Source organism: Paractinoplanes toevensis (assembly GCF_018332695.1).
GTDB lineage: Bacteria > Actinomycetota > Actinomycetes > Mycobacteriales > Micromonosporaceae > Actinoplanes > Actinoplanes toevensis.
Window position 1 is genome coordinate 42,363 of the sequence record NZ_BOQN01000132.1, and the last position, 22,912, is coordinate 65,274.

Here is a 22,912-nt window from a genome sequence, read left to right on the forward strand (position 1 = left end):
GCATGCCCAACGACTGGTGGCGTGAAGCCGTCATCTACCAGGTCTATCCCCGTTCCTTCGCGGACAGCGACGGCGACGGCATGGGAGACCTGCCCGGCATCACCGGGCGCCTGTCGCACCTCCAACAGCTCGGCATCGACGCCGTCTGGCTGTCACCGTTCTACCCCTCGCCGCAGCACGATGCCGGCTACGACGTGGCCGACTACCGCTCGGTCGATCCGCGTTTCGGCGACCTCGGCGACGCCGACAAAATGATCACCGAGGCCCACCAGCTGGGCCTGAAGGTCATCGTCGACCTGGTGCCCAACCACACGTCCAGCGAGCACGCCTGGTTCCGGGCCGCCCTGGCCGCCGCGCCGGGCAGCCCGGAGCGGGAGCGCTACATCTTCCGCGAGGGGAAGGGCGACCTCCCACCGAACTCGTGGACCAGCATGTTCGGTGGCTCCGCGTGGGAGCGGGTGCCCGACGGCCAGTGGTACCTGCACCTGTTCGACGTCTCCCAGCCCGACCTGAACTGGGGCAACCCGGAGGTGCGCGCCGAGTTCGCCGACATCCTGCGGTTCTGGCTGGACCGCGGCGTCGACGGGTTCCGGGTCGACGTGGCGCACGGCCTGATCAAGGAGGAGACGCTGGCCGAGTGGACGCAGCCCAGCGCGATCCTCGGCGGCCTCGACCCGGTCGGGCCGCGACCACCCATGTGGGACCAGGACGGCGTGCACGAGGTCTACCGGGAGTGGCGGGCGGTCCTCGACGAATACCAGCCGGCCCGCATCCTGGTCGCCGAGGCCTGGGTGGCGCCGGCCGACCGGCTGGCCCGCTACGTCCGCCCCGACGAGATGCACCAGGCGTTCAACTTCGAATACCTCGAGGCCCCGTGGCGCGCCGCCGACCTGCGCCGGGTGATCACCTCGACGATGGCCGCGAACGACTCGGTCGGCGCGCCCACCACCTGGGTGCTGTCGAACCACGACGTGGTGCGGCACGCGACCCGGCTCGGTTACCCGGTCCGCTCCGGCCGGACGAACGGCATCGGCGCCGAGGACCCGCAGCCGGACACCGCGCTGGGCCTGCGCCGGGCCCGCGCGGCCACCCTGCAGATGCTGGCCCTGCCCGGCTCGGCCTACCTCTACCAGGGCGAGGAGTTGGGGCTGCCGGAGCACACCACGATGCCCGACGAGGTGCGCGAAGACCCGACCTGGGCGCGATCCGGGCACACCGAACGGGGCCGGGACGGCTGCCGGGTGCCGATCCCGTGGGAGGCCGACGCACCCTCGTACGGCTTCGGGCCGGCCGACGCCAGCTGGCTGCCGCAGCCGGCCACCTGGGCCGAGTACGCCCTGGACCGCCAGGAAGGGGTGCCCGGGTCGACCTGGGAGCTGTACCGCCGGGCGCTCGCGCTGCGCACGGAGCACGCCCTCGGGACCGGCTCGCTGCGGTGGCAGGAGGCGTCCTCGGACGTGCTCGCCTTCCGCAACGGTGACGTGCTGGTGATGACGAACTTCGGCCAGCCCTCGGTGGCGTTACCGGCCGGGGCTCGGGTCCTGCTCACGAGCGAGCCCCTCGATGCCGACGGCCGGCTCCCCGCCGACGTAACCGTCTGGGCGGTCGTCTGAGGTAGCGGCCACGGCCAGCAGGGCGGTGTGCGTATCGGCCATGTCCTTCGCCACCGTCCGGCTGGCCAGCCAGAACATCACCCCGGTCGGCACCCAGAACAGCTGGAAGCCGGCCAGCCCGACGGCGTAGTTGAGCGGCGGCGGGAAAGCGCCGGCCAGACCGCGGAAGGCCACCGCCACGAACGCGTTGCCGCCGGCCCGGCCGAAGCCGTTGACCAGGTTGCCGAGGCTGTAGACGGTGCCGCGGTGCTCGGGCGGGTTGACGTCGGCGATCAGGGCGAACCAGTTCGGCGAGTTGGCCGAGGTCAGCATCAGCGCGAACACCGCGGTGGCCAGGGCCAGGCCGACCGACGGCTCGGTGAAGACGTCGGTGAGCACGGCCTTGATGACGGCGCCCGACCCGGCGCCGTCCGGCACGTCGATGGTCATCGGGACGAAGAACAGCACGATGTAGAACGGCACGGCGGCGAGCACGCCGACCGCCGCGACCAGGGCCCGGCCCCGGGGCGTACGCCGTTGCAGCCGGTCGCCGGCCAGGCCGCCCAGGATGCTCAGCGCCCCGCCCAGCTGGAACAGGGTGGCGAACACGCTGCCGATCAGCACCGCGGTGCCGGCCGTGTAGCCCTGGTCCTCGGCCCGGGACCGGAACAGGATCGGCAGCCACACCAGCGAGCCCAGCGCGATCTGGGCGGTGGCCCCCTGCAGGATCAGCCAGATGTTGGTGCGCCGGTTCAGGATCACCGGCAGATCGCGGGAGTGGATGCGCTCGTCGTACTCCACCCCGGCCAGCTCCGGCTGGCTGTCGCCGCGCGGCACGTTGTAGGTGAACAGGTAGGCCACCGTCGCGACCACCCCGGCGCCCGCGGTGACCAGGAACGGCTCCCGCCAGTTCGCATGCCCGAGCAGGCCGCCGAGCAGGGTGCCGGCCAGCGTGCCGACCCCCTGGGAGAGGCCCCAGAAGCTCATCACCAGGCCGCGCCGCCTCGGCGAGATGAGGTCGCTGACCACGGCGAAGCTGACCGACGCGACGGCACCGAGGCCGAACGACGCGACGATCTGGGCGAGCAGGAACGAGGAGTAGCTGTCGGCCAGGCCGGACCACGCGGTGCCGACCACCCAGATCGAGGTGCCGGCGATCAGCACCGGCTTACGGTCGGTGCGGTCGCCGGCGTACGCGAAACCGATCGCCGCCACCGCGCTGATCAGGAACATGATCGTGGTGGCCAGCGCGATGTGGCCCTCGCCGACGCCGAGCGAGTCGCCGATGCTGCCGTAGAGGGGCGGCACGAGCCCGATGGCCACGTTGTCCAGCGACGCCAGGATCACGAAGACCGCGACGCTGTAGACCCGGTGCGACGGGCCGCCCTTCTTCACCCGTGAAGGTTAGCGGGGCTGCACTCGTTTGTACTGCTCGCGGATCAATGGCACGGGCGTCGCCTCATATACCTCGGGGGTCTCGGCCGTCCAGGCCGGCGGCTCGTCGCTGCCGAGCGCCACCCAGGCGGCCTGCCGGGCCGCGCCGTCGGCGACGTACTCCCCCGGCGGCGGGACCAGCACCGGCAGCCCGAACAGTTCCGGCGCCACCCGGCGGACCGCCTCGCTGCGCGCGCCACCGCCGACCAGGACCACCCGGTTGGCCGCGGCACCGCGGTCGACCAGGGCGTCGAGACCGTCGGCCAGGGCGCAGAGCATGCCCTCGACCGCGGCCCGGGCCAGGTGTTCCGGGTCCGAGGTCTTGAGCGTGAGCCCGTGCAGCGAACCGGTCGCGTCGGGCAGGTTGGGGGTGCGCTCACCCTCCAGGTAAGGAATCAGCACCAGGCCGTCGGCGCCGGCCGGAGCGGTCAGCGCGAGCCGGGACAGCTCCTCGTGGTCGACGCCGAGCAGCTTGGTCGCCGCGTCCAGCACCCGGGCCGCGTTGAGCGTCACCACGATCGGCAGGAAGCGGCCGGTGACGTCGGCGAAGCCGGCCACCGTGCCGCTGGGGTCGTCCGGCGACACCTCGGCGGAGACGAAGACCGTGCCGGAGGTGCCGATCGAGACGACCACGTCACCCGGGGCCGCCCCGGTGCCGAACAGGGCGGCCGCGTTGTCGCCGGCCCCCGGGCCGAGCGGCGCGCCGTTGGGCAGGTGACCCGCGATGCCGGTCGGGCCGAGCACCTCGGGTGTTTCGATCAGGCGCCCGAAGCCCAGCTCGAGCAGGTCGGGGCGATATTGGTTGGTCTTGGCCGACCAGTACAGCGTGCCGCTGGCGTCGCTGCGGTCGGTCTTGATCGTGCTGATGTCGGTCGACCCGGACAGTTTCCAGGTCAGCCAGTCGTGTGGCAGGCAGACCGCCGCTGTTCTATCGGCGTTCGACGGCTCATTTCGGGCCAGCCAGCGCAGCTTGGTCAGGGTGAAGCTGGCCACCGGGACGATGCCGACCGCGTCGGCCCACTTCTCCCCGCCGCCCAGCTCCTGGATCAGGTCGGCGGCCGCGCCGGCGCTGCGGGTGTCGTTCCACAGCAGCGCCGGGCGGACCACCTGGCCGTTCTCGTCGAGCACCACCATGCCGTGCTGCTGGCCGGCCACCGAGGCGGCGGCCACGTCGTCCAGGCCACCGGCCTGCTCGATCGCTTCCTGCAGGGCGGCCCACCAGGCGTCCGGATGCACCTCGGTGCCGTCCGGATGCGCGGCCCGGCCCTGCCGGACCAGCTTGCCGGTCTCCGCCTCGCGGATGACCACCTTGCAGGACTGGGTGGAGCTGTCGATCCCGGCTACCAGAGTCATTTCTTCCCTTTGCTCGACGCTCAGCTGGCGCGCAGAACGTGGTCGATCGCGAGCTGGTGCAACTTCACGAAACCGTAGCCCTGGGCCCCGGCCGCGTCGACATCGAAGTCCTCGAAGGCACTCTTGTCGTTCAGCAGGTCCTGGTAGGTCTCGCCGGCGTTCAGCGTGGGCTGGGCCAGGTCGAGCACCTTGCTCTCGGCCAGCGCGGCCTGCACCACCGGGTCGGCCCGGAACTCCTGCGCGCGCTCCTTGAGCAGCAGGTACATCCGCATGTTGGCCTTGGCCGACTCCCACACGCCGGTGAAGTCCTCGGTGCGGGAGGGCTTGTAGTCGAAGTGGCGGGGGCCGTCGTACTTCGGTCCGCCGCCGACCGGGCCGTTCTCCAGCAGGTCGACCAGGGCGAACGCGTTGAGCAGGTCGCCGTGGCCGAACACCAGGTCCTGGTCGAACTTGACCGAGTGCTGGCCGTTCAGGTCGATGTGGAACAGCTTCTTGTGCCAGAGCGCCTGGGCGATGCCCTGGAAGAAGTTGAGGTTGGACATCTGCTCGTGGCCGACCTCGGGGTTGATGCCGAACAGCTCCGGCCGCTCCAGCTCGTTGGTGAAGGCGATGGCGTGGCCGAGCGTGGGCAGCAGGATGTCGCCGCGGGGCTCGTTCGGCTTCGGCTCGATGGCGAAGCGCAGGCCGTAGCCCTTGTCCTCGGAGTACTGCGCGATGAGGTTGAGGCCCTCGCGGTAGCGGTCGAGCGCGGCGTAGATGTCCTTGGCCACGTCGTACTCGGCGCCCTCGCGGCCGCCCCAGAGCACGAAGGTCTTGGCGCCCAGCTCGGCGGCGAGGTCGACCTGGCGAAGGATCTTGCGCAGCGCGTAACGCCGGACCGAGCGGTCGTTGCTGGTGAACGCGCCGTCCTTGAACACCGGGTGGGTGAAGGTGTTGGTGGTGACCATCGGGACGACCAGGCCGGTCTCCTCCAGCGCCTTCTTGAACGAGGCGAGGATCGAGTCGCGGGTGGCCGCGTCGGAGCCGAACGGGATCAGGTCGTCGTCGTGGAACGTCAGGCCGTAGGCGCCGAGCTCGGAGAGCTTGTGCACCGCCTCGACCGGGTCGAGCTCGGGGCGGGTGGCGTCACCGAACGCGTCACGGGCCTGCCACCCGATCGTCCAGAGGCCGAAGGTGAACTTGTCTTCGCGGGTGGGCTGGACCGGCACGGTTACCTCCACGTAACGGGATCGATTTGTTTATTGGTTGAATTATTTGGAGCCCGTGTGGCATTGTCAAGGGCGTGACGGGCCGGATCATGACTGCCTCGGGGAGTCCCGTGCGGCAATCAAGCGTGCGCGCCCATAATCTCGCGCTGGTGCTGCGAACCGTGGCGAACAGCGCAGATCGGCCATCTCGGGCAGCGATCTCGACCTCCACCGGCCTGACCCGGGCCACCGTCTCCGCTCTCGTCGACGACCTGATCGCGGGCGGCCTGCTCACCGAGCACGACCCGGCACCGCGCACCGGCGCCGGCCGGCCGGCCGCCGGCCTGGCGCTGAGCCCGGCCGGCCCGGCCGGGCTCGGGCTGGAGATCAACGTCGACTACCTGGCCGCCTGTGTCGTCGACCTCACCGGCGACGTGCGGCACCGCTTCGTCACCCAGAGCGATCAGCGGCGGCTCTCCCCCAGTGCGTCGCTCGCCTCGCTCGGCGGGCTGGCGCTGCGGGCCCTGGAGGCGGCCTCGGCCGACGGCCTCGCCATCGCCGGGGCCGCGCTCGCGGTGCCCGGCCTGGTTGCGCCGAACGGCATCGTCCGGGTCGCGCCCAACCTCGACTGGCAGGACGTCGACGCGCCGGCCCTGCTCAACGTGCTGCCCGGGCTCGGTGGCCTGCCCATCACCGTCGACAACGAAGCCAACCTGGCGGCCCTGGGCGAGCTGCGGGCCGACAGCGGCGAGCAGTCGTTCCTCTACGTCTCCGGCGAGATCGGCATCGGCGCGGGCATCGTCCTGGACGGCGAGCTCTACCGCGGCGGGCGTGGCTGGAGCGGCGAGATCGGGCACGTCACGGTCTACCCCGACGGCCGGCCGTGCCGCTGCGGCGCTAACGGCTGCCTGGAGCAGTACGCCGGCCAGGAGCAGATCGCGGCCGACGCCGACCTGGCCGCCTCCGCCCTCGGGATCGCCCTGGCCGCGGTGGTCAACCTGCTGGACATCTCGGTCATCGTGCTGGGCGGCACCTACGCACCGGAATTCCCCCGGCTGCGCCCCGGCATCGAGGCGGAACTGGCACGCCGCGTACTCACCGCGGGCCTGGCGCCGGTCACCCTGCGTGCCGCGGCGCTGGGCCCGGACGCCGCGATGCGCGGCGCCGCCGGCGCGGTGATCCAAGCGCTGATCGACGACCCGGCGGCTTTCTTGATCCGTACGGCGTAACCGCCGGCCAACCGCAGGCGCCCGTAACGGGGTTTTCGCCGGCGCGTGCTTCCGAGCTCGGCCGCGCCGGGTGCGGCGAGCCGCGCCAGGCGGACGGGCCGCCGCGGGCGGCTTACGCGGTGCGGACGGCTTGCGCGCCGCGGGTTGCTTGCGCGGCGCGGGTTGCTTACGCGGGCGCGGGCGGCTTGCGCGGCGCGGGTTGCTTACGCCGTGCGGGCCGAGGCGGTGCCCTCGCCCGAACTCTCGTCGGCCGCGGCCGAGGCGAACTCGGAGAGGCCGCGCAGCAGCGCCGCGCGGCCGGCGACGGACATCTTCTCCAGCGTCGCCGACAGCGCCAGGCGGCGGGTGCGGCGGAGCTCGGCCAGCAGGGAACGGGACGACGGGGTCAGGTAGAGGGCGATCTCGCGCCGGTCGGCCCGGCCCGGGACGCGCTCGACCATGCCGGCGGCGACCAGGCGGTCGCAGAGCCGGCTGGCCGAGGAGAGCAGCATATTCATCTCGGCGGCCAGGCCACCCAGGTTGAGACCCTCGGAGCGCTCGACCGTGAGCAGGGCGTTGAGCTGGGCCCAGGACAGCCGCGGGGTGACCTGCTCGCGAGCTTGGTCCCAAGCGGACAGCAGGGCTTGCGCAGCGTCGTCGATCGCCGCCGCGTGCGTCGGATCCGGGCCGTCGTGAACCGCCATGGTGCAGCAGAGACTACCTTGCGCGCGCCGCGACAGGATGCTTCCGGGGGCGCGCGACGTACGGACGTTGCCGCGAGTCGCGGCAGCGGCCCGGCCATTCCCGGAAGCAGGCGGCCGCGAGCGGCAGCAACGGCCGCTACCCAGTAGGTAACGGCCGTTGCCTCGTACGGATATCGGGGTTTAATTCGCCCCGGAGCGGGAGGCGATCGCCTCGAGGAAGATTTCGCCGATCTTCGCCGGGTCCTCGGCGATGAAGACGCCGCCCGCCGAGGTCGGCTTCACGATGGTCTCGAGCTCCTGGCGGTTGACGCCGGTGCCGATACCCACGATCACCACGCGGACCGGGCGCTTCGGGTCGTTCAGCGCCTTCAGCTTGGCCACCAGGGCCTGCTGCGTGATGCCTTCCTTGCTGTCCTCGCCGTCGGTGAACAGGATCACCGAGTTGATTTTGCCGGGCTGCCAGGAGTTCTGAACGTTCTGGTAGGCCGCGAGCAGGGTGTCGTAGAGACCGGTCTGGCCGCTCTTCTTCGGCACGATCTGCTTGATCGAGTCCTGCAGCTTCTGCCGGTTCGAGGAGAGCGGGCTGATCGGCACGATCTCCCTGTACGGCTTCTTCCCGTCCATCTCGGTGGAGAACAGCCACACGCCGACGGCCCACTTGTCGTCGAAGAGCGCCAGACCACCGGAGGCCGCACCTCGCGTGACCGCGGCCCGGTCGGCGCCACCGGCGGTGGGCACCTTCTCGAGCATCGAGCCGGAGACGTCGAAGACGGCGAGCACCCGGCCGGGCAGCGTGATCGCGGCCCAGCTGCCGAGCACCTGGCTGACCGCGCTGGCGTCCAGGCCGGACGCGGCGGTGCCGCCCTCCGACTTGGCACCGGCGCTGGTGCTGACGGCCGGCGACGCGTCCGGCGCGCCGAGCGGAGCGGCGAAGCCGGAACCGGCCGAGCCGTCCGGGGACCGCAGGCCCGCGCCGGCCAGCGCGTTCTTGAACGACGCGGTCTGCAGCTGCTGGCGCAGCCCGGTGGCGGCGGCCGACTTCTGCAGGTCGACCTCCGGCATGATCGCGTACGGGTAGTCGAGCGACATCGGGCTCGGGTCGAGGTAGAGCGCGACCAGAGCGACCGGCGGCTTCTCGGCGTTGTACGCGATCACGTCCTCCTCGGACAACGGTGCAGCGCTGAGGCTGGTCGCGATGTCGTTGGCGTCCCCGGAGTGCGGGAACTTCTGGAGGAGGTCGTCGCGCAGTGCCGAGGAGGACTGGGCCAGCGCCTTGATCGCCCCGACCTTGGCGGCCTGGGCCGACTGGCCGGTGCCGGCCGCCTGGCCGAGCGCGAGCAGACCGGCGAGACCGGCCGCGTCGCGGGCCGGGTCGACCACGCCGACGCGCATCTGGGTGCTGGTGGTGACCTGACCGAGCAGGTCCTTCCAGCTGAGCTTCTTGTTGGGCCAGCCGACCTGCTCGGCGATCGGCTGCGGCATGGCCACCACGACCGGGCTCTGCGCGACCGGCTTGCCGTCGGTGGGCACGAAGCCCGGCGCCTCGGTCTTGAGGCGCAGCAGCCAGGTCGACGAGTCCGCGATCCAGACGTCGGGAACCTTCACCGACTCGGGGGCGGCGCCGAGCCCGGTCAGCGTGACCTTGTGCTCGCTTGCCACGGCAGCGGCCATGGTCGCCGGGTTCACCGGAGTCACGGCGACAGCGACACAGGTCCCGTTGACGTTCGCGCCGTCCTGGATCCACTTCTGCGCAGTCTGTTCGACGGCAGGAGCGATCTCCGGCGCGGCAGCGACGGTCAACTTGACTGAACCGGAGCACCCGGAGTCGGAGAGTTGTTGGTAGCCCAGGTAAGACCCGGCAAGCACGACGACGATTGCCATCGCGGCTCCAACTACGCCCGCTCCTCGGAAATTGAAGTTTCGACGATGGCGACCTGACACGCGCTCTATAGTGCGCATCGCCAGAGCCGAGCGCCATATACGTTTGGCGGAAAGTTACTCAGATTAGGTCAGGTGCCCGACAAAGTGACCTTGGGTAGTGGCGCCATCTCGATCAGTACGGGCGTCTGACCGGTTTTTGGCGATTCGTCGCAAGGGTGTTGATCGCCCTATCTCGCGAATCATCTGATCGACGTCGATGTCCAGCGCAGTAGGCAGGTGGGGCTGGCCTCGGCCATCGGCTCCCCCTGCGGCAGCGGGATGCCGGACTCGGGATCGATCCTAAGCGTTGTAACGCTGTGTGACAATTGATTGGTTACATAGAGGTGATCCCCGAGCAGGATCATGTGCCGTGGCCACTCCCCGCCGGTGGGCGTCTCGGCGATCTTCACCGCGTCGTCGCCGTCCCAGGCGAACGTCGTCACGGTGTTCGGACCCCGGTTGGCGACGTAGACGAACCGGCCGTCCCGGCCGCAGACGATCTCGGCCGGATAGGTCGGGCCGTCCTGGTCACTCACCGGCGCCTCGCCGGCCAGCTCCAGCGAACCGTCGGCCGCCGGGCGGTACCACGTGAGGTTCGCCGCCAGCTCGCCCACCAGCAGCAGCGTGCCGTCCGGGGCGACGCGCAGGTGGCGCGGGCCGGTCCCGGGCTTCGCGGTCACCGCCGGGGCGAGCATGGTCAGCCGGCCGCTGACCGGGTCGAGCCGGCACCGCCACACCCGGTCGGAGCCCAGGTCGGCGATCAGGATGCCGGTGCGGTCCTCGACCACCATGTGCGCGTGCGGGCCGCGCTGCCGCTCCGGGTCGGGGCCGCTGCCCTCGAGGTCGACCAGGTCGGTGCGCTCGCCGGGAGCGCCCTCCGGGTCGAGCGGGTGCACCGCGACCGAGCCGGACGTGTAGTTGGCGACCAGGAGATAGCGGCCGTCCGCGGTGACCGAGAGATGGGCGGGGTCGGAACCGCCGGTCGGCTGGATCGACAGCGGGGTCAGCTCGCCGTCCGCGGCCACCGTGAACGCGCTGATCGTGCCGTCGGCCTCGAGCTCGTTCACCGCGTACAGGATCGGCAGCGTCGGGTGCTGGGCGAGGAAGGACGGTGACGGAGTGCGGGCCGCCACGCCGAGGCGGGTCAGGACACCCGAGGCCGGGTCACGGCGCAGCAGGCCGATGCCCTCGGCCTCACCGCCCTTGTCACCCGTGTAGCCACCGACGAAGACGAACTCAGCGTGGGAACCCATGGTGAGATCCCACCACATCCGGGCGGATTCCTCAGATGGCTTCCGCGGCGAGTTGCCGGGCCGCGCGGACGCAGGAGCTGGTCAGGCTCAGCGGATGGTCCGCCACCAGGAAATTCCCGCGCAGCGTGACGGTGCCCTCGACGAACGGGTAGCGGTCGGTCAGCCCCAGCCGGCCGATCAGCCGGGGCAGCGGGGCCCGGTCGGCACCCATCGCGGTCAGCAGCGCGGCGGCGAGCGCGGTGCCGGCCTCCGCCAGCGGTGTGCGGATCCGGAACGACGGGACGGCCAGCGCGGCGTACGGGAAGGAGGCCAGGCCGCCGTCGGACCGCCAGAGATGGAAGCGCCGGGCGGCGCGGCTGCTGTGCAGCCGCCATCCGGCGCCGGCCAGCCAGTGCGGCCAGCGCTTCAGGTGGTACGCCTCGACGGCCGCCGCCCAGCTACGGGCCGCGCCGCGCTCCCGGAGGCATTCGACGTGGCAGGGACCGGGCAGTACGCCGGTGCCAGGGGCCACCATCCAGGGCAGGGCCGTCCAGTCGTGGCCGACCAGGCCGAGCACCGGACGGCCGCAGAGGGTGCAGTCGATCACGGTTCCCCAATCCGGTCGGCGGCCGCGCGGGCCCCGTGACCCCGCGCGACCGCCTCATCCCCCCGGATCAGCCGTTCAGGAACTCGTAGGCCGCGGCGGGAGCCTTCTGCTGCTCGCCGGCGGCCGGCTCGGCCAGCTTCGCCGTGGAGTCGTAGCCGGTGTAACTGACCGTGTAGTCGTGGGCCTTGGTCTTGCCGGCCGCCGGGATCTTGACGACCAGGCTGGTCAGATGACCGCCGTCGACGACCGCGGTGAACGGCGCCTTGGTGGCCGCGGCCCCCATGGCCTTGATGCCGGCCGCGTCGACGATCTCCGCGGCGTCGGCCTTGGTCAGGTCGGTGGTGCCGGTGAAATGTCCGGCCAAGGTCTCCTTGAGGCCGGTGGCGTTCTCCACGAGCAGCCCGGCATAGCCCGGGTCCAGCTCCTGCCCCTCTTCGAAGATCGATTTGTCGGTCATCTTCGTCTGGTCGAGGAGCATCCACTTCTTCGGTAACTTCGGCAGGCCGGCCACGCGCGGGCTGAACGCGATCCGCACCCAGCCCTTCTCGCCCAGCACCCGGAAGTCCATCTTCAGCGTGGTGTTGGCTTCCTTGATCTCCTCGGCCATGTTGACCTCGATGGCCTCGGCCGGCCCGTCGACGACGCCGGAAACCGGAGTCTCGCTGCCCTTCACCTTGTAGGTGTAGGGCGGGGCGTCCGCGCCGGGCACCGCGTTGAGAAGTACCTCACGCGGTTCGGCGGCGGTGCTGGCGGCGGCCTCGGTAGCGGGCGTCACCGAATCGGTGCTTGCGCCGCAGGCGGTGAGCGTGACGGCAGAAACTGCGGTAACCGTGGCAAAAGTGGCGAGGTGCGTGAAGCGTGCAGTAGTCATGGTCGTTCTTTCTGCGGGTGGTGTGTCCTAGCCGACGGATCACAGACTGGACGAGGGCGGCACCCTATCCGCTGCCGTTATGCTGCTGCCCTCTGCGGTACCGCTGCCGCAGTGACGTCAGCGCAGGCCAGGGGGGTGCGGGGTGATCGGCACGGCGCTTCGCTTCGAGATCCTCGGCGAGGTGCGGGTGTTGCGAGGCGGCGTCGCACTCCCCCTCGGGCCGGCCAAACAGCAGGCAGTGCTGGCCGTGCTGCTGCTGCAGGCCGGCCGCCCGGTGCCCACCCACCAGATCGTCGACGCCGTGTGGGGCGACGATCCGCCGGAGAACGGCGCCAACGTCGTCCAGAAATACGTGGCCGGGTTGCGCCGGGTGCTCGACCCGGAACGAGCGCCGCGCACCCCCGGCGAGTTGCTCGCCCTCACCGGCAGCGGCTACGTCCTGCGCGCCGAGGGCGCGGTGGACGCCGACGACTTCCAGGCCGCGCTCACCCGGGCCGAGGCCGAGCAGGCTGCCGGGTCGGCCGCCGAGGCCTCCGCCACACTGCGCGCCGGGCTGGCGCTGTGGCGGGGCGAGGCGCTCGCCGGGCTCACCGGGCCGGTCTTCGACGCGGCGCGCACCCGGCTGGCCGACGCCCGCGCCACCGCCTGGGAACGCTGGGCCGAGCTCGGACTGGCCCAGGGACGGGCCGATGCGCTGATCCCGGAACTGGCCCGGCTGATCGAGGAGTTCCCGCTGCGCGAAGGGCTGCGGGTGCAGCAGATGCTGGCCCTGCACCGGGTCGGCCGGCAGGCCGAGGCGCTCGCCTTCTACCAGAACACCCGGGAGTTCTTCCTCGACGAGGTCGGCGCCGAGCCGGGCGAGCGGATGCGGGCCGCCCACCTCACGATCCTGCGCAACGATGCGCCGATCTCACCGGCCGTCATCCCCGCGCAGCGGTCGGAACCCACCTACCGTGCCGCGCCCACGCCGGTCCCGATGCCCGTTTCGATCCCGATCCACCCGGCCGCGGGACCGCCGATTCACCTGCCACCGGCCCGCCGGAGCAACAACATCGCTCTGGAGATCATCTTTGCCCTCGCTGCGCCGCTGCTGACCTGCAGCGTCGCCAGCTGGGTCTACTTCGTATACGCGGGGATCCGACGTCGCCAGTGGTGGCAGTTCGTGGTGGCCGCCGTCTACTTCGTCCTGTTCGCGGTCGGATTCGTGGTTCTTGTCCTCATCGACCCAAGCGGGAGCCTGGACAGCGACGAGGTCACCACCAGCGACAACATCGGCATGCTGTTCTTCGGGTCGCTCGTGCTGGGCTCGGCGCTGCACGGGGTGATCGTGGCGGTCCGGTCGGACGGCTTCCAGCTGCGCGAACAGGCCCGCCAGTTCGCCGCCTTCGCCCCCGACCGGGCCCGGGAGGTGGGCATCGGCCGGCCCGACCTGCCGATGCGCATGTTCGACGACGGCGGGTTGATCGACCTCAACCAGCTCAGCGGGCCGGACCTGGCCCGGATCGCCCGGCTGCCGCTGGCCCAGTGCCTCGAGATCGAGCGGCACCGGCAGACGTACGGCCCGTTCTACCGCCCGGAGGACCTGGTGAGCCGGGGACTGGCCGACGCGCGTACCGTCCGCAAGCTCGCCGCTCGGCTCATCTGCCTCCCGCCGGGACCGGCCCCGGCGATGGCGGCGTGGCCGCCGCCGCGCTGATCAGCGGGAACCGGCCGACGTCAGCTGGCGGCGAGCCACATACTCCACCAGTTCGATCAGGACATTGCGGGCGCCCAGCGGCTCGCGCGCGTCGAAGAGCACCACCGGGACCCCCGGGTCGAGGTCGAGCGCCCGGCCCACCGCGTCGGCGGCGAAGCGCTGCTCCTCGAAGCAGTTGACCGCCACCACGAACGGCGTGCCCCGCTGCTCGAAGTAGTCGATCGAGGGGAAGCAGTCGGCCAGCCGGCGGGTGTCGGCCAGCACCACGGCACCGAGCGCACCCTGCGACAGCTCGTCCCAGAGGAACCAGAAGCGGTCCTGCCCGGGCGTGCCGAAGAGGTAGAGCTGCAGGTCCTCGGTGATGGTGATGCGGCCGAAGTCCATCGTCACGGTCGTGGTGGTCTTACCCTCCACGCCGTCGACGCTGTCGGCGCCGGAGACACCGGTGAGGACCTCCTCGGTCTGCAGCGGACGGATCTCGCTGACCGACCCCACCATGGTGGTCTTGCCGGCGCCGAAGCCACCGGCAATCAGGATCTTGAGCGCGACCGGGATGCGCGACGACGCGCCGTTACGGTCAGAGCGCACGGAGTCCATTGACAACCGCCTTGAGTACATCGACGTCGTGCGACCGGGAGGCCGCTTGAGGTTCGTGCATCGAGATGAGCCCTGCCGAGCGTAGATCACCCAGCAGGACCCGGACCACGCCGACCGACAGGTCGAGGGTCGAGGCCAGTTCGACCACCGGGATCGGCTCCCAGGCGGCGGCCACGATGGCGTCGTGCTCCGGCTGCAACCGCGCACCCCGATGGTCCACGGGCGCGGTCGCCACCACGAACGCCAGCATGTCGATCTCGCCGCCGGTCGGCGCCACCCGGCCCTGCGTCACCGCGTAGGGCCGCACCACCGGGCCCGCGTCGTGATCGAGCCAGTCGTGCGCCAGGCCGGGCGAGTCAGCCGGCATCGGAGGGTGCCACCGCGGCGCGTTCCGGCGCGCTCATGTTCTGGCCGACCCGGGTGACCAGCATCGCCATCTCATAGGCGATCAGGCCCAGATCGGCGTCGCTGGCCGCCAGCACGGCCAGGCACGCGCCCTGGCCGGCGGCGGTGACGAAGAGGAAGGCCGACTCCATCTCGACCACCGTCTGCCGCACCGGCCCGGCCCGGAAATGCCGGCTCGCGCCCTTGGCCAAGCTCTGGAAGCCGGCCGCCATCGCCGACAGATGCTCCGCGTCCTCCCGCTTCAGGCCCGCGGAAGCGCCCATCAACAGCCCGTCGGCCGACAGCACCACCGCCTGCTGCGCGGTGGGCACCCGCTCGACAAGGTCGTCGAGGAGCCAGGTGAGGTTCGCGCTCTGGTTGGTCGTCTGCGTCACTTTGTGTCCTCTTCCGGCCTGGTCACTTCGTGCTCGGGGCCGTCGGTGCGGTCGGCGGCCGCGTCGTTGCCCCGGAGTGTTGCTGCCTCCCCGTTGGCGACCGCGACGTTCACGATCGCCGGGAAACTGACGGTAGCCGCATCCGCGAAGGATGGACCGCCGGGAGATGCCTCGTTGCCCTCTTTCTCCGGCTTCGGGCGATCTTCAGATGAAGATTTGCCAACGAATTTAGATGCTTCGATGCGTCCGCGGGTAGTGCCGAGCTGAAGAGCGCTCATGATGCTGCGGATCTGCTCGGGCGAGCGTAGCGGGAGGGTCGGCTCGTCCGGCTCGATCGCGACCGGGTGGCGCAGCTGCGGCGCCAGGTTGGCCTGCCGGACCCGCTTGGGCAGACCGTCCTCGGTGGCCGTCGCCTCGTCCGGCTCGGCCGCCGGTTCGGCCACCGGCTCGGCCGGCCGCGGCTGCGTGGGCGGGGCCGACGTGGGCGCCGCGAACATCGGGGCCGCCGAGGTGGGCGCGGCCGGCGAGGACACCGGCGGGTGGACGCCGGGGTACAGCGGCGCGGACGACGTGGGCGACACCGCGGCGACGCCGCGCTTCGGCCGGGACCTGGTGCTCTCGCGGGTCTTGGTGCTCTCGGCGAGATCGGCCGGGCGGCGTACGCGGCGGCGCTGCACCAGCCCGTCCGCGCTGAGACCGTCCGGGACCGACGCCGGCACCGGCCTGCTCGGCACGACCTCGGGGCTCTCCCGCGGGGCCGGGATCTTCCGCGGCTCGGCGGTCTTCGGTGCCTCCACCTCCGGAACCGCGGTGACCATGCCGTTGATGGTGATCGGCTGCCCGGTGGCGGTGATCTCGCGCAGCTGCTCGGTGCCCTGCCACTGCAGCGCGGCCAGCGAGCGGCGGGACGGGTCCTGGGTGCCCGAACCGACCAGCGGGCGGTCCGGGCCGGCCGGCAACTCGGCCGGGCCGGGGCCGGTGACCACCAGCTCGCCGGGGACCAGCACGATCGCGGTCACCCCGGCGTAGGCGGACTGGCGCAGCGAGACCCGGATGCCGTGCCGGTTGGCCAGCTGGGCCACCACGAACAGGCCGAGCCGGGCGCTGTCGGCCGGGTCGAAGTCGGGCGGCTCGACCAGGCGGCGGTTCGCCTCGTCGATCGCGTCGTGGGTCATGCCGAGACCGCGATCCTCGATCTCGATCGCGTAGCCGTTGGGCAGCACCTGGCCGGAGACCTGGACCCGGGTGTGCGGCGGCGAATAGGAGGTGGCGTTCTCCAGGAGCTCGGCGAGCAGGTGGATGACGTCACCGACGGCCCGGCCCAGCACCGCCGAAGACTCGATCGAGCGGATGTCGATCCGCTTGTAGTCCTCGACCTCACTGATCGCGCCGCGGACCACGTCGATCACCGGAACCGGGTTGCGCCAGCCGCGGCCGGGTGCGGCGCCGGCCAGGATGACCAGGTCCTCGGCGTGCCGCCGCATGCGGGTGGCGAGGTGGTCGACGCGATAGAGGTCCTCGAGCTCCTGCGGCTCGGTCTCGCGGCGCTCCATCCGGTCGAGCAGGGCAAGCTGGCGGTGCAGCAGCGTCTGGCTGCGCCGGGCGATGTTGAGGAACACCTCGTTGAGGCCGCGCCGGACGTTGGCCTCCTCGACCGCGGACTGCACGGCCGTACGCTGCACGTCGTTGAACGCGTGGCCGAGCTGGCCGATCTCGTCCTTGCCGTACTCCAGCGGGGGTGTTTCGACGTCGACGTCGACGTTCTCGCCGCGCTGGAGGCGGCGCACCACGTTGGGCAGTCGCTCGGTGGCCATCTCGAGCGCCTCACCGCGCAGCCGCCGCAGCCGGCCGACCATCGACCGGCCCACCTTGACCGAAACGGTCACCGAGACGACGAAGGCGATCAGGCCGAGCAGCGCGGCCAGCAGCAGCTTCAGGACGATGGTCAGGGCCAGCGAGGCGGCGCGGTCGGCGAGCGCGTCGATCGCGTCGTTCTCGAAGTCGCGCAACTGCTGGGCGGACTTCTCGAAGGCCGGGTGCCAGCTGTCCGCGCCGACCGGCGAGAGCTGGCCCGACCGGCTCTGCACGATCAGGCGGTCCATCATGCGGTTGAGCTGGACGAACGCGTCACCGCCGGAGAGTTCCTGGTATTGCGCGCGACTCGCCTCGGGCATGTCCTCGACGCCCTGGGCGAGCAGGAACCGGGCGGTGCCCACGTCCTGCACCATCGCCATCCGCAGCTCGTCGGTGAACTGGCCGGTCACCGTCACGGCGGCCAGCAGCGAGTCGACCCGGCTCAGGTATTCCTGACCGCGGCCGACCGTGGACAGCGCGCGGATCTGCCGGTCGATCTCGTCGTCCGGGAAGGTGGCGGTGGCCGCGAACATGTCGAAGCCGGACTGGATCATGCCGTTGTAGAGGTTTTGCGCACCGATCGGGTCGAGCTCGCGGCGGTCGACGTGCCGGCGCTGCGCGGCCAGGGTGTTGATCTCGGTGAAGACCTGCTCGATGCGGTGCCGCAGGGTCTCGCTCGCGTCCCGCCAGGCGTCGCCGCCCTCGGCCGCGGTGCGGAAGTCGGCGATCGCCCGGTCGGTGGCGGCGCGCTGCTGGGTGAGCGAGCCGACCGAGGCACTCGTGTCGGCCAGGAACTGCACGGTGAGCCGGCGTTCCCGCTGGAGCTCGCCGATGATGACCTCGCCCGGGTTGCCCACGCTGTCGGCGAGCGAGCGCGCGGAGAGCAGGTTGAGAGCCGGCCCGGCGGTCAGCGCGGTCGCGAAGATCCACAGTGCGAGCAGCGCAACGAGTGGGACCGTCACCATGGTGATGATCTTCGAACGGATCGACCAGTTGCGGGTTCTCATCAGGCTCCGCCCGAGGGTTGGCAAGCTGCAGGGCGTCACCGACCGCGTGCGCCTTCGCGAGAATACGTAAAACCTTCAACCGGAGCCACCGTCCAGGAATAGAAATATGTGTTAACTGTCCTATTTGTCCAGGGACATTGGCATCTCGGAGAGCGCGCTCCCACAGTCGTTCATGTGACAGAGCCGCAACAACACGCTGCGGAACCGGTGAAAGGGGATTGACGACCGGCAGTGAGTGGGAATACCGGCAATGAAGAAGGAGGAGGCCGATGTCCCCCATACTCACCATCGTCCTGATCATCGTCATCCTGGTGGTCATCGCCGCGATCGTGTACGGCGTGCAGGCCGGCAGACGAAAGAAGCTGCAGAGCACCTTCGGGCCGGAGTACGACCGCGTGGTGGCCGACACCGGCAACCGCACCGAGGCCGAGAAGGAACTGCGCGACCGGGAGAAGCGGCACGCCGAGCTGGAGCTCAAGGAGCTCAGCCCGGAGTCGCAGGCAAAGTACCGGGCCGCGTGGGAAGAGCTTCAGATCCAGTTCGTGGACACCCCGTCCGAGGCCGTCGGCACCGCCGACGAACTGGTCACCCAGCTGATCTCCGAGCGCGGCTACCCCACCGGCGAGTACGACGAGCAGCTCGGTGTGCTGTCCGTCGAGCACGCCAGCACGCTGCAGCACTACCGCGACGCGCACGAGATCAGTGAACGGAACACGAGTGGCTCGGCCAGCACCGAGGACCTTCGGCAGGCGCTGGTGCACTACCGGGCGCTCTTCGCCGACCTGCTCGGCACCTCCGCGGTGTCGACGAATCCTGGTACTACTACATCCGATCCCGACGATGAGCCGGCGACTGCTCCCCGTACGGCCGCCGACTCCGACGCCGCCCCCGACAAGAGCCGCTGAGGGAGTCACCTGCCATGAAGTTCTTCTCCAACGAGGCCAAAGAGAACGACCCCGGTTACGACCGCTCGGACGTGGCGACGTCCGACCCGGTGGCCGTGCCGCAGCAGCGCGCCGGCTCGCCGTGGAACGACACCCCGGGCGACTCGACGCCGGACTTCCACGAGCCGCAGCACCGCGACTCGTCGACCACCGACGATGACGACCACCGTCCCACCGACGAGCCGTCCGACAGCATCACCACCGACGAGCTCGCCGACCGGGACCGGACCTCTTCGGACTCTTCGGACTCGGACGAGCCCGAGGTCGAGCGCCTCTCCGAGCCGATCACCACCACCTACGGCCCGGACGGCACCGTGACCCACTCGACCTCCGAGAACGGTGACGACACCCTCCGGTCCGAGGACGACACCGTCGACACCGTCGACACCGACGACGACACCGTCAAGTCCGAGGACGAGACGATCAAGGACGAAGGTACGTTCGACAGCCCCGAGGCGGTCGAGCCGGCCACCGGCGAGCCGATCTCCGACGAGGACCGCGACGACGACCAGGATCGCGACGTGGCGGACCACGCGGTGGAGGACCGGGACGGCGACGGGGAACCGGACGCCGTGGTCGAGGAGCCCCTCACCGACGAGCCGGCCGCCGACGACGAGCCGAAGTCCGAGATCAACGGGGCGCCGGTCGCCGTCGACCCCGAGCCGGTACCCGCCCTCGACACCGAGGACGACCACAACGCCGAGGAGACCCCGGTGGTGGCGGCCGTGCCCGTCGGCGCTACCCCCGGCAGCGTGCCGGCCGCGCCGCTGGACCGGCTCTTCACCGACGGTGACTCGTTCGCCGAGCGGTTCCGGGACATCCAGCTGCGCTTCGTGGACAGCCCCAAGGAGGCCACCGCCGAGGCCGCCACCCTGGTCGGCGAGGCGGTCGACAAGCTGACCGCGGCGCTGACCTCGCAGAAGGACTCCCTCGCCGGCGACTCCGACGACACCGAGCAGCTGCGCGTCCAGCTGCGCGGCTACCGCGACCTGCTCAACCGCTTGACCGGCCTCTGATCGATCGGCCGGCAGAAGGGGAGCCCTCCCGGCTCCCCTTCTTTCGTCCCCGGAGTGGACCGCGCCACCCGCCGAGCCGCCGCCCGCGGAACCTCGCCACCGCCCGACGGGCCCGGCGTAGCCCGATCACCGCTGCCGATTCACTGCCGTCCCACTGCCGTCGCTCTGACCAGCAGAAATGGCCGACCCTTCCGGGTCGGCCATTCTTCGAAGCCAGTGGGTCAACCTTGGGCGGAGCCGGCGGGTCAGTGCTGTGCGGAGCCGGCGGCCATGCCGCCGGTGTCGCCGCTTTCGCTCAGGTTGGATTCGCCGGTCGGGTCGGTCGGGTCTTCGGCGCCGCCGGTCGGTGGGTCGGGGGCCTCGGTGGGCGCGGTGGTGTTCTCGGTCGGCGGGGTGGTGGGGGTGGTCGTGGACTCGGTGGGCGCGGTGGTCGGCGGCTCGGTGCTGGGCTCGGTGCTCGCGGTCGCCGACGTGGTGCCCAGCGGGGACGGCGAGGTGCTCGTGGCGGCGGACGGTGACGGTGACGCCGATGAGGTCAGCGGCAGAACCCTGCCGCGAGGGGTGGCGTTGACGGCCGGGTCATCGAGCGGGCTGTCGCCCGCGCCCGTGCCGCCCACCAGGCGGTCCGGGCCGGAAGTGCGTTCGCCGACGACGGCTGGATTGTTCGACGGCGCGACCTCGACCGCGCCGAGCCGGACCCCCAACCACATCGCCGGACCGATCCCCACCGCGACGATCGCCCAGAAGAGCGCCGTCGGTCCCCGTTCCATCAGTGACCTCCCCCGTGTCAACCCGATCATCCGGCCGCATCCCCGCACATCACTACCCATTTCCGGAAACGCGAAGCGAACAACCGTTGAGGCCATTGTGACGCAAGGTGATCGCTCAGTTGCTCATTCGTCGCGGATGAGACGGTCTTCCTGGGTCACGGAGCCGCTGGTCCGGAAGTTCAGAGCGGGCAGCGTCGGTTTGTGCGCAGTCTGGAACGCGCCGGGCGGGGAACGCCGCGTTGCTCAGCGGGTGCTGGTGAGGAACGCCACAGCGTCGTCGAGGGCCGTCCAGCCGCCGGGCAGCTCGTCCGAGTCGAGCGCCGTGCGGACGTTGATCGACCCGCCGTCGCGCAGGTCCATCGCCCAGGAACGACGGCCGTTGCGGGTCGCCGACGCTCCGGCCAGGTCGGTGAACGGCACGAACCGGCTGCCGCCCTCGACCGACGGCTCGCCGGCCGGGGTGCCGTCGGCCAGCACCCCGTCGGTGGCCAACCGGCTCAGTCGCCGTTTCGCCTCACCGTTGCGTGAGCGGGGCAGGCCGGCCACCAGCACCAGGCCGGTCTCGACGATCAGCAGGTCGCTGCGCACGCCGTCGACCAGCACGTTGACCACCCCGCCGATCACCGGCACCCGGGGCTGCGGGCGACCCTCGCCGACCGGAGCGGCGGCGGCCGGGTCGATGCCCATCGCGGCGATGCGCTCCCGCGCCTCGCCGACCGTGGCCGGGTCGCCGGCCAGCTCGGCCGCGACGGTCAGGTCGAGGTGCGCACCGTCGGCCGCGACCACCTCGGCCGTACCCATCCAGCTGTGCCGCCAGCGCGCCACCCCGCCGTGCAGCGCGGCCAGCGCCAGCAGCAGCGCGATCAGCTCGGCGATCCGGGCCGAGGTCTCCTCGGCCGGCAGATCGTCGAAGACGGTCTCGGCGATCTTGCGGAGCCGGCCGTCGGCGGCGAGGTCGAGCACGTCGGCCGCGCCGGTCACCGGCGAGCCGGCCACCCGGGAGATGGCCCGCAGCGACGCGTCGGCCTCCCGCTCCATCTCGGCGAGCCGGGCCGCGCCGAAGAAGTCGTCCCACCCGGTCACCGTGCGCCCGGCCGGCGGGAACGCCACCGCCTGCAGCGCACGGCCCAGGCTGGGCAGCTCGGGCAGCAGGTCGCCGGCCGCAGCCGGCTCGGCCCGCTCCGGCCCCTCGACGGTGAGGTCGGCCAGTGCGGCCAGCCGCTCCGGCAGCGGCGGATGATGGTCCCACTCCCCGGCCGGCTCCGGTTCGGCCGCGCGCAGCAGCGCCAGGTCGTCGGCCCGGGCGGCCAGCACCCGCAGGAAACCGCCGAACACGTCGTCCGGCACCACGCCGGCCTGCCAGCCGGGACTGAGGTATTCGGCGTGGAACAGCTGTTGCAGGCCCTCGAGGGCGGGGGCGTCGCGCAGCACCCCGGTGGCGGCCCGGCCACCGGCGAACTCGGCCGCGATGCGGTCGGCGACCAGCTCCTGCTCGCGGGCGAACGGGGCGTCGGCCTTCACATACCACCGGGCGTAGGCGCGGAGCACCGGGCCGGCCGGGCTGCGGCGCGGAATGCGCGGCACGATGCGGGCCAGCGCGGCCCGCCCCCGATAGGCCATCGGAGCGAACCGGCCCAGTTTCGGGGTGCCGTGGGCCAGCTCGTGCGCGACCGCGGCGCGCAGCCACGCCTCGTCCCAGGCCAGCAGGACCGGCATGCCGACGAAGAGCTCGCGCCGGCCGCCGAGCAGGCCGGCCAGCCGGGCGTACTCGGCGAGGGTCACGGTCGCACCGGCCACCACGGTCACCGCGTCGGGCGGCCGGACCCCGGCGGCAGTGGCCGCCTCGTCGATCATCGACCAGAGCGCGGGCGCGTCTTTCCTGGTCACCGGCACACCGGCCGGGGTGGCGCGGCGCAGCCGCAGGGCCCGGACCGTGGCCCACCACAGCAGGCCGGAGGTGGCGATGACCAGCGGGACGGCGAGCCGCAGCGCGGCCGCACCGGGCAACAACGACAGCACGAGCAGCACGGCGAGCAGCGTCGCCACCACCTGCAGCCACGCCACCAGCAGGAACCCGGCGAACCTGACCGCCGAGGAGCGTGAATGGCTGCCGTCGTGCACACCGACCTCCGTCGTCACCA

Annotated in this window: 19 protein-coding genes; 5 read left to right on the forward strand and 14 right to left on the reverse strand. The window is 71.5% G+C overall.

The window, feature by feature from the left end; translation table 11 throughout:
• Window positions 1–2 precede the first annotated feature (2 nt).
• Window positions 3–1,613 (forward strand): glycoside hydrolase family 13 protein, encoded by a 1,611-nt coding sequence (locus Ato02nite_RS43865; protein ID WP_213012647.1) that lies wholly within the window; start codon window positions 3–5, stop codon window positions 1,611–1,613.
• Here the strand turns inward: Ato02nite_RS43865 and Ato02nite_RS43870 are convergent.
• Genes Ato02nite_RS43870 through xylA form a run of 3 tightly spaced genes read right to left on the reverse strand, consistent with a single transcriptional unit; the run spans window position 1,521 to window position 5,587 of the window.
• On the reverse strand, window positions 1,521–2,987 hold the full coding sequence (locus Ato02nite_RS43870; RefSeq protein ID WP_213012648.1) for an MFS transporter: 1,467 nt from the start codon (window positions 2,985–2,987) through the stop codon (window positions 1,521–1,523). The two genes, Ato02nite_RS43865 and Ato02nite_RS43870, sit on opposite strands and share 93 nt — an antisense overlap.
• 9 nt (window positions 2,988–2,996) lie before the next feature.
• Window positions 2,997–4,379: a xylulokinase gene (gene xylB / locus Ato02nite_RS43875; protein WP_213012649.1), complete on the reverse strand. Its 1,383-nt coding sequence runs from the start codon at window positions 4,377–4,379 to the stop codon at window positions 2,997–2,999.
• 20 nt (window positions 4,380–4,399) lie between these two features.
• On the reverse strand, window positions 4,400–5,587 hold the full coding sequence (xylA, locus tag Ato02nite_RS43880) for a xylose isomerase (RefSeq protein WP_213012650.1): 1,188 nt from the start codon (window positions 5,585–5,587) through the stop codon (window positions 4,400–4,402).
• 89 nt (window positions 5,588–5,676) lie between these two features.
• Here xylA and Ato02nite_RS43885 point away from each other — a divergent pair, with 89 nt between their 5' ends.
• Entirely contained in the window at window positions 5,677–6,795 is a 1,119-nt protein-coding gene (locus Ato02nite_RS43885) for an ROK family protein (protein WP_213012674.1), read from the forward strand.
• A gap of 203 nt (window positions 6,796–6,998) precedes the next feature.
• On the opposite strand, the gene Ato02nite_RS43890 is transcribed toward Ato02nite_RS43885, so the two are convergent.
• The 5 genes from Ato02nite_RS43890 to Ato02nite_RS43910 form a co-directional block, all read right to left on the reverse strand.
• Window positions 6,999–7,478 (reverse strand): MarR family winged helix-turn-helix transcriptional regulator, encoded by a 480-nt coding sequence (locus Ato02nite_RS43890; RefSeq protein ID WP_213012651.1) that lies wholly within the window; start codon window positions 7,476–7,478, stop codon window positions 6,999–7,001.
• A gap of 180 nt (window positions 7,479–7,658) precedes the next feature.
• A complete protein-coding gene (locus Ato02nite_RS43895; protein ID WP_213012652.1) occupies window positions 7,659–9,359 on the reverse strand; it encodes a VWA domain-containing protein in 1,701 nt (566 codons plus the stop codon).
• Window positions 9,360–9,598: 239 nt separating this feature from the next.
• On the reverse strand, window positions 9,599–10,651 hold the full coding sequence (locus Ato02nite_RS43900) for a lactonase family protein (protein WP_213012653.1): 1,053 nt from the start codon (window positions 10,649–10,651) through the stop codon (window positions 9,599–9,601).
• Window positions 10,652–10,682: 31 nt separating this feature from the next.
• A complete protein-coding gene (locus Ato02nite_RS43905; RefSeq protein ID WP_213012654.1) occupies window positions 10,683–11,237 on the reverse strand; it encodes a hypothetical protein in 555 nt (184 codons plus the stop codon).
• A gap of 67 nt (window positions 11,238–11,304) precedes the next feature.
• The gene (locus Ato02nite_RS43910; protein ID WP_213012655.1) at window positions 11,305–12,108 is read right to left on the reverse strand and encodes a hypothetical protein; all 804 of its coding nucleotides are present in this window, start codon (window positions 12,106–12,108) and stop codon (window positions 11,305–11,307) included.
• A 142-nt stretch (window positions 12,109–12,250) separates the two neighbouring features.
• Here Ato02nite_RS43910 and Ato02nite_RS43915 point away from each other — a divergent pair, with 142 nt between their 5' ends.
• Window positions 12,251–13,804, forward strand: coding sequence for a BTAD domain-containing putative transcriptional regulator (locus tag Ato02nite_RS43915; RefSeq protein ID WP_213012656.1), 1,554 nt, complete (start codon window positions 12,251–12,253; stop codon window positions 13,802–13,804).
• Here Ato02nite_RS43915 and Ato02nite_RS43920 read toward each other — a convergent pair whose 3' ends face one another.
• The 4 genes from Ato02nite_RS43920 to Ato02nite_RS43935 are packed head-to-tail and all read right to left on the reverse strand — an operon-like array spanning window position 13,805 to window position 18,041.
• Entirely contained in the window at window positions 13,805–14,401 is a 597-nt protein-coding gene (locus Ato02nite_RS43920) for a GTP-binding protein (RefSeq protein ID WP_213012657.1), read from the reverse strand.
• Window positions 14,382–14,768: a DUF742 domain-containing protein gene (locus Ato02nite_RS43925; protein ID WP_213012658.1), complete on the reverse strand. Its 387-nt coding sequence runs from the start codon at window positions 14,766–14,768 to the stop codon at window positions 14,382–14,384. The genes Ato02nite_RS43920 and Ato02nite_RS43925 overlap by 20 nt, the downstream gene beginning before the upstream one ends.
• On the reverse strand, window positions 14,758–15,180 hold the full coding sequence (locus Ato02nite_RS43930) for a roadblock/LC7 domain-containing protein (protein WP_213012659.1): 423 nt from the start codon (window positions 15,178–15,180) through the stop codon (window positions 14,758–14,760). The genes Ato02nite_RS43925 and Ato02nite_RS43930 overlap by 11 nt, the downstream gene beginning before the upstream one ends.
• Complete coding sequence (locus Ato02nite_RS43935; RefSeq protein WP_246608091.1) at window positions 15,177–18,041, reverse strand: nitrate- and nitrite sensing domain-containing protein; 2,865 nt, start codon at window positions 18,039–18,041, stop codon at window positions 15,177–15,179. Before Ato02nite_RS43935 ends, Ato02nite_RS43930 begins: the two co-directional genes overlap by 4 nt.
• 269 nt (window positions 18,042–18,310) lie before the next feature.
• Here Ato02nite_RS43935 and Ato02nite_RS43940 point away from each other — a divergent pair, with 269 nt between their 5' ends.
• Both Ato02nite_RS43940 and Ato02nite_RS43945 read left to right on the forward strand, forming a co-directional pair.
• Window positions 18,311–18,946 carry a hypothetical protein gene (locus tag Ato02nite_RS43940; RefSeq protein WP_213012660.1) on the forward strand — a complete coding sequence of 212 codons (636 nt, stop codon included), beginning with the start codon at window positions 18,311–18,313 and terminating at the stop codon, window positions 18,944–18,946.
• Between the two features lie 14 nt (window positions 18,947–18,960).
• On the forward strand, window positions 18,961–20,001 hold the full coding sequence (locus tag Ato02nite_RS43945; protein WP_213012661.1) for a hypothetical protein: 1,041 nt from the start codon (window positions 18,961–18,963) through the stop codon (window positions 19,999–20,001).
• 245 nt (window positions 20,002–20,246) lie between these two features.
• Here the strand turns inward: Ato02nite_RS43945 and Ato02nite_RS43950 are convergent, their stop codons facing one another.
• Both Ato02nite_RS43950 and Ato02nite_RS43955 read right to left on the reverse strand, forming a co-directional pair.
• Window positions 20,247–20,771 (reverse strand): hypothetical protein, encoded by a 525-nt coding sequence (locus Ato02nite_RS43950; RefSeq protein WP_213012662.1) that lies wholly within the window; start codon window positions 20,769–20,771, stop codon window positions 20,247–20,249.
• Window positions 20,772–21,014: 243 nt separating this feature from the next.
• On the reverse strand, window positions 21,015–22,910 hold the full coding sequence (locus Ato02nite_RS43955; RefSeq protein ID WP_246608092.1) for a M48 family metallopeptidase: 1,896 nt from the start codon (window positions 22,908–22,910) through the stop codon (window positions 21,015–21,017).
• Between the last annotated feature and the right edge of the window lie 2 nt (window positions 22,911–22,912).

What these genes read in the sequence shown, in the direction of transcription:
- Ato02nite_RS43865 (WP_213012647.1), top strand. Translation starts at nt 3, where the DNA reads ATGCCCAACGACTGGTGGCGTGAAGCCGTCATCTACCAGGTCTATCCC.
- xylB (WP_213012649.1), bottom strand. Translation starts at nt 4,379, where the DNA reads ATGACTCTGGTAGCCGGGATCGACAGCTCCACCCAGTCCTGCAAGGTG.
- Ato02nite_RS43885 (WP_213012674.1), top strand. Translation starts at nt 5,677, where the DNA reads ATGACTGCCTCGGGGAGTCCCGTGCGGCAATCAAGCGTGCGCGCCCAT.
- Ato02nite_RS43890 (WP_213012651.1), bottom strand. Translation starts at nt 7,478, where the DNA reads ATGGCGGTTCACGACGGCCCGGATCCGACGCACGCGGCGGCGATCGAC.
- Ato02nite_RS43895 (WP_213012652.1), bottom strand. Translation starts at nt 9,359, where the DNA reads ATGGCAATCGTCGTCGTGCTTGCCGGGTCTTACCTGGGCTACCAACAA.
- Ato02nite_RS43900 (WP_213012653.1), bottom strand. Translation starts at nt 10,651, where the DNA reads ATGGGTTCCCACGCTGAGTTCGTCTTCGTCGGTGGCTACACGGGTGAC.
- Ato02nite_RS43910 (WP_213012655.1), bottom strand. Translation starts at nt 12,108, where the DNA reads ATGACTACTGCACGCTTCACGCACCTCGCCACTTTTGCCACGGTTACC.
- Ato02nite_RS43920 (WP_213012657.1), bottom strand. Translation starts at nt 14,401, where the DNA reads ATGGACTCCGTGCGCTCTGACCGTAACGGCGCGTCGTCGCGCATCCCG.
- Ato02nite_RS43925 (WP_213012658.1), bottom strand. Translation starts at nt 14,768, where the DNA reads ATGCCGGCTGACTCGCCCGGCCTGGCGCACGACTGGCTCGATCACGAC.
- Ato02nite_RS43935 (WP_246608091.1), bottom strand. Translation starts at nt 18,041, where the DNA reads ATGAGAACCCGCAACTGGTCGATCCGTTCGAAGATCATCACCATGGTG.
- Ato02nite_RS43940 (WP_213012660.1), top strand. Translation starts at nt 18,311, where the DNA reads ATGTCCCCCATACTCACCATCGTCCTGATCATCGTCATCCTGGTGGTC.
- Ato02nite_RS43945 (WP_213012661.1), top strand. Translation starts at nt 18,961, where the DNA reads ATGAAGTTCTTCTCCAACGAGGCCAAAGAGAACGACCCCGGTTACGAC.
- Ato02nite_RS43950 (WP_213012662.1), bottom strand. Translation starts at nt 20,771, where the DNA reads ATGGAACGGGGACCGACGGCGCTCTTCTGGGCGATCGTCGCGGTGGGG.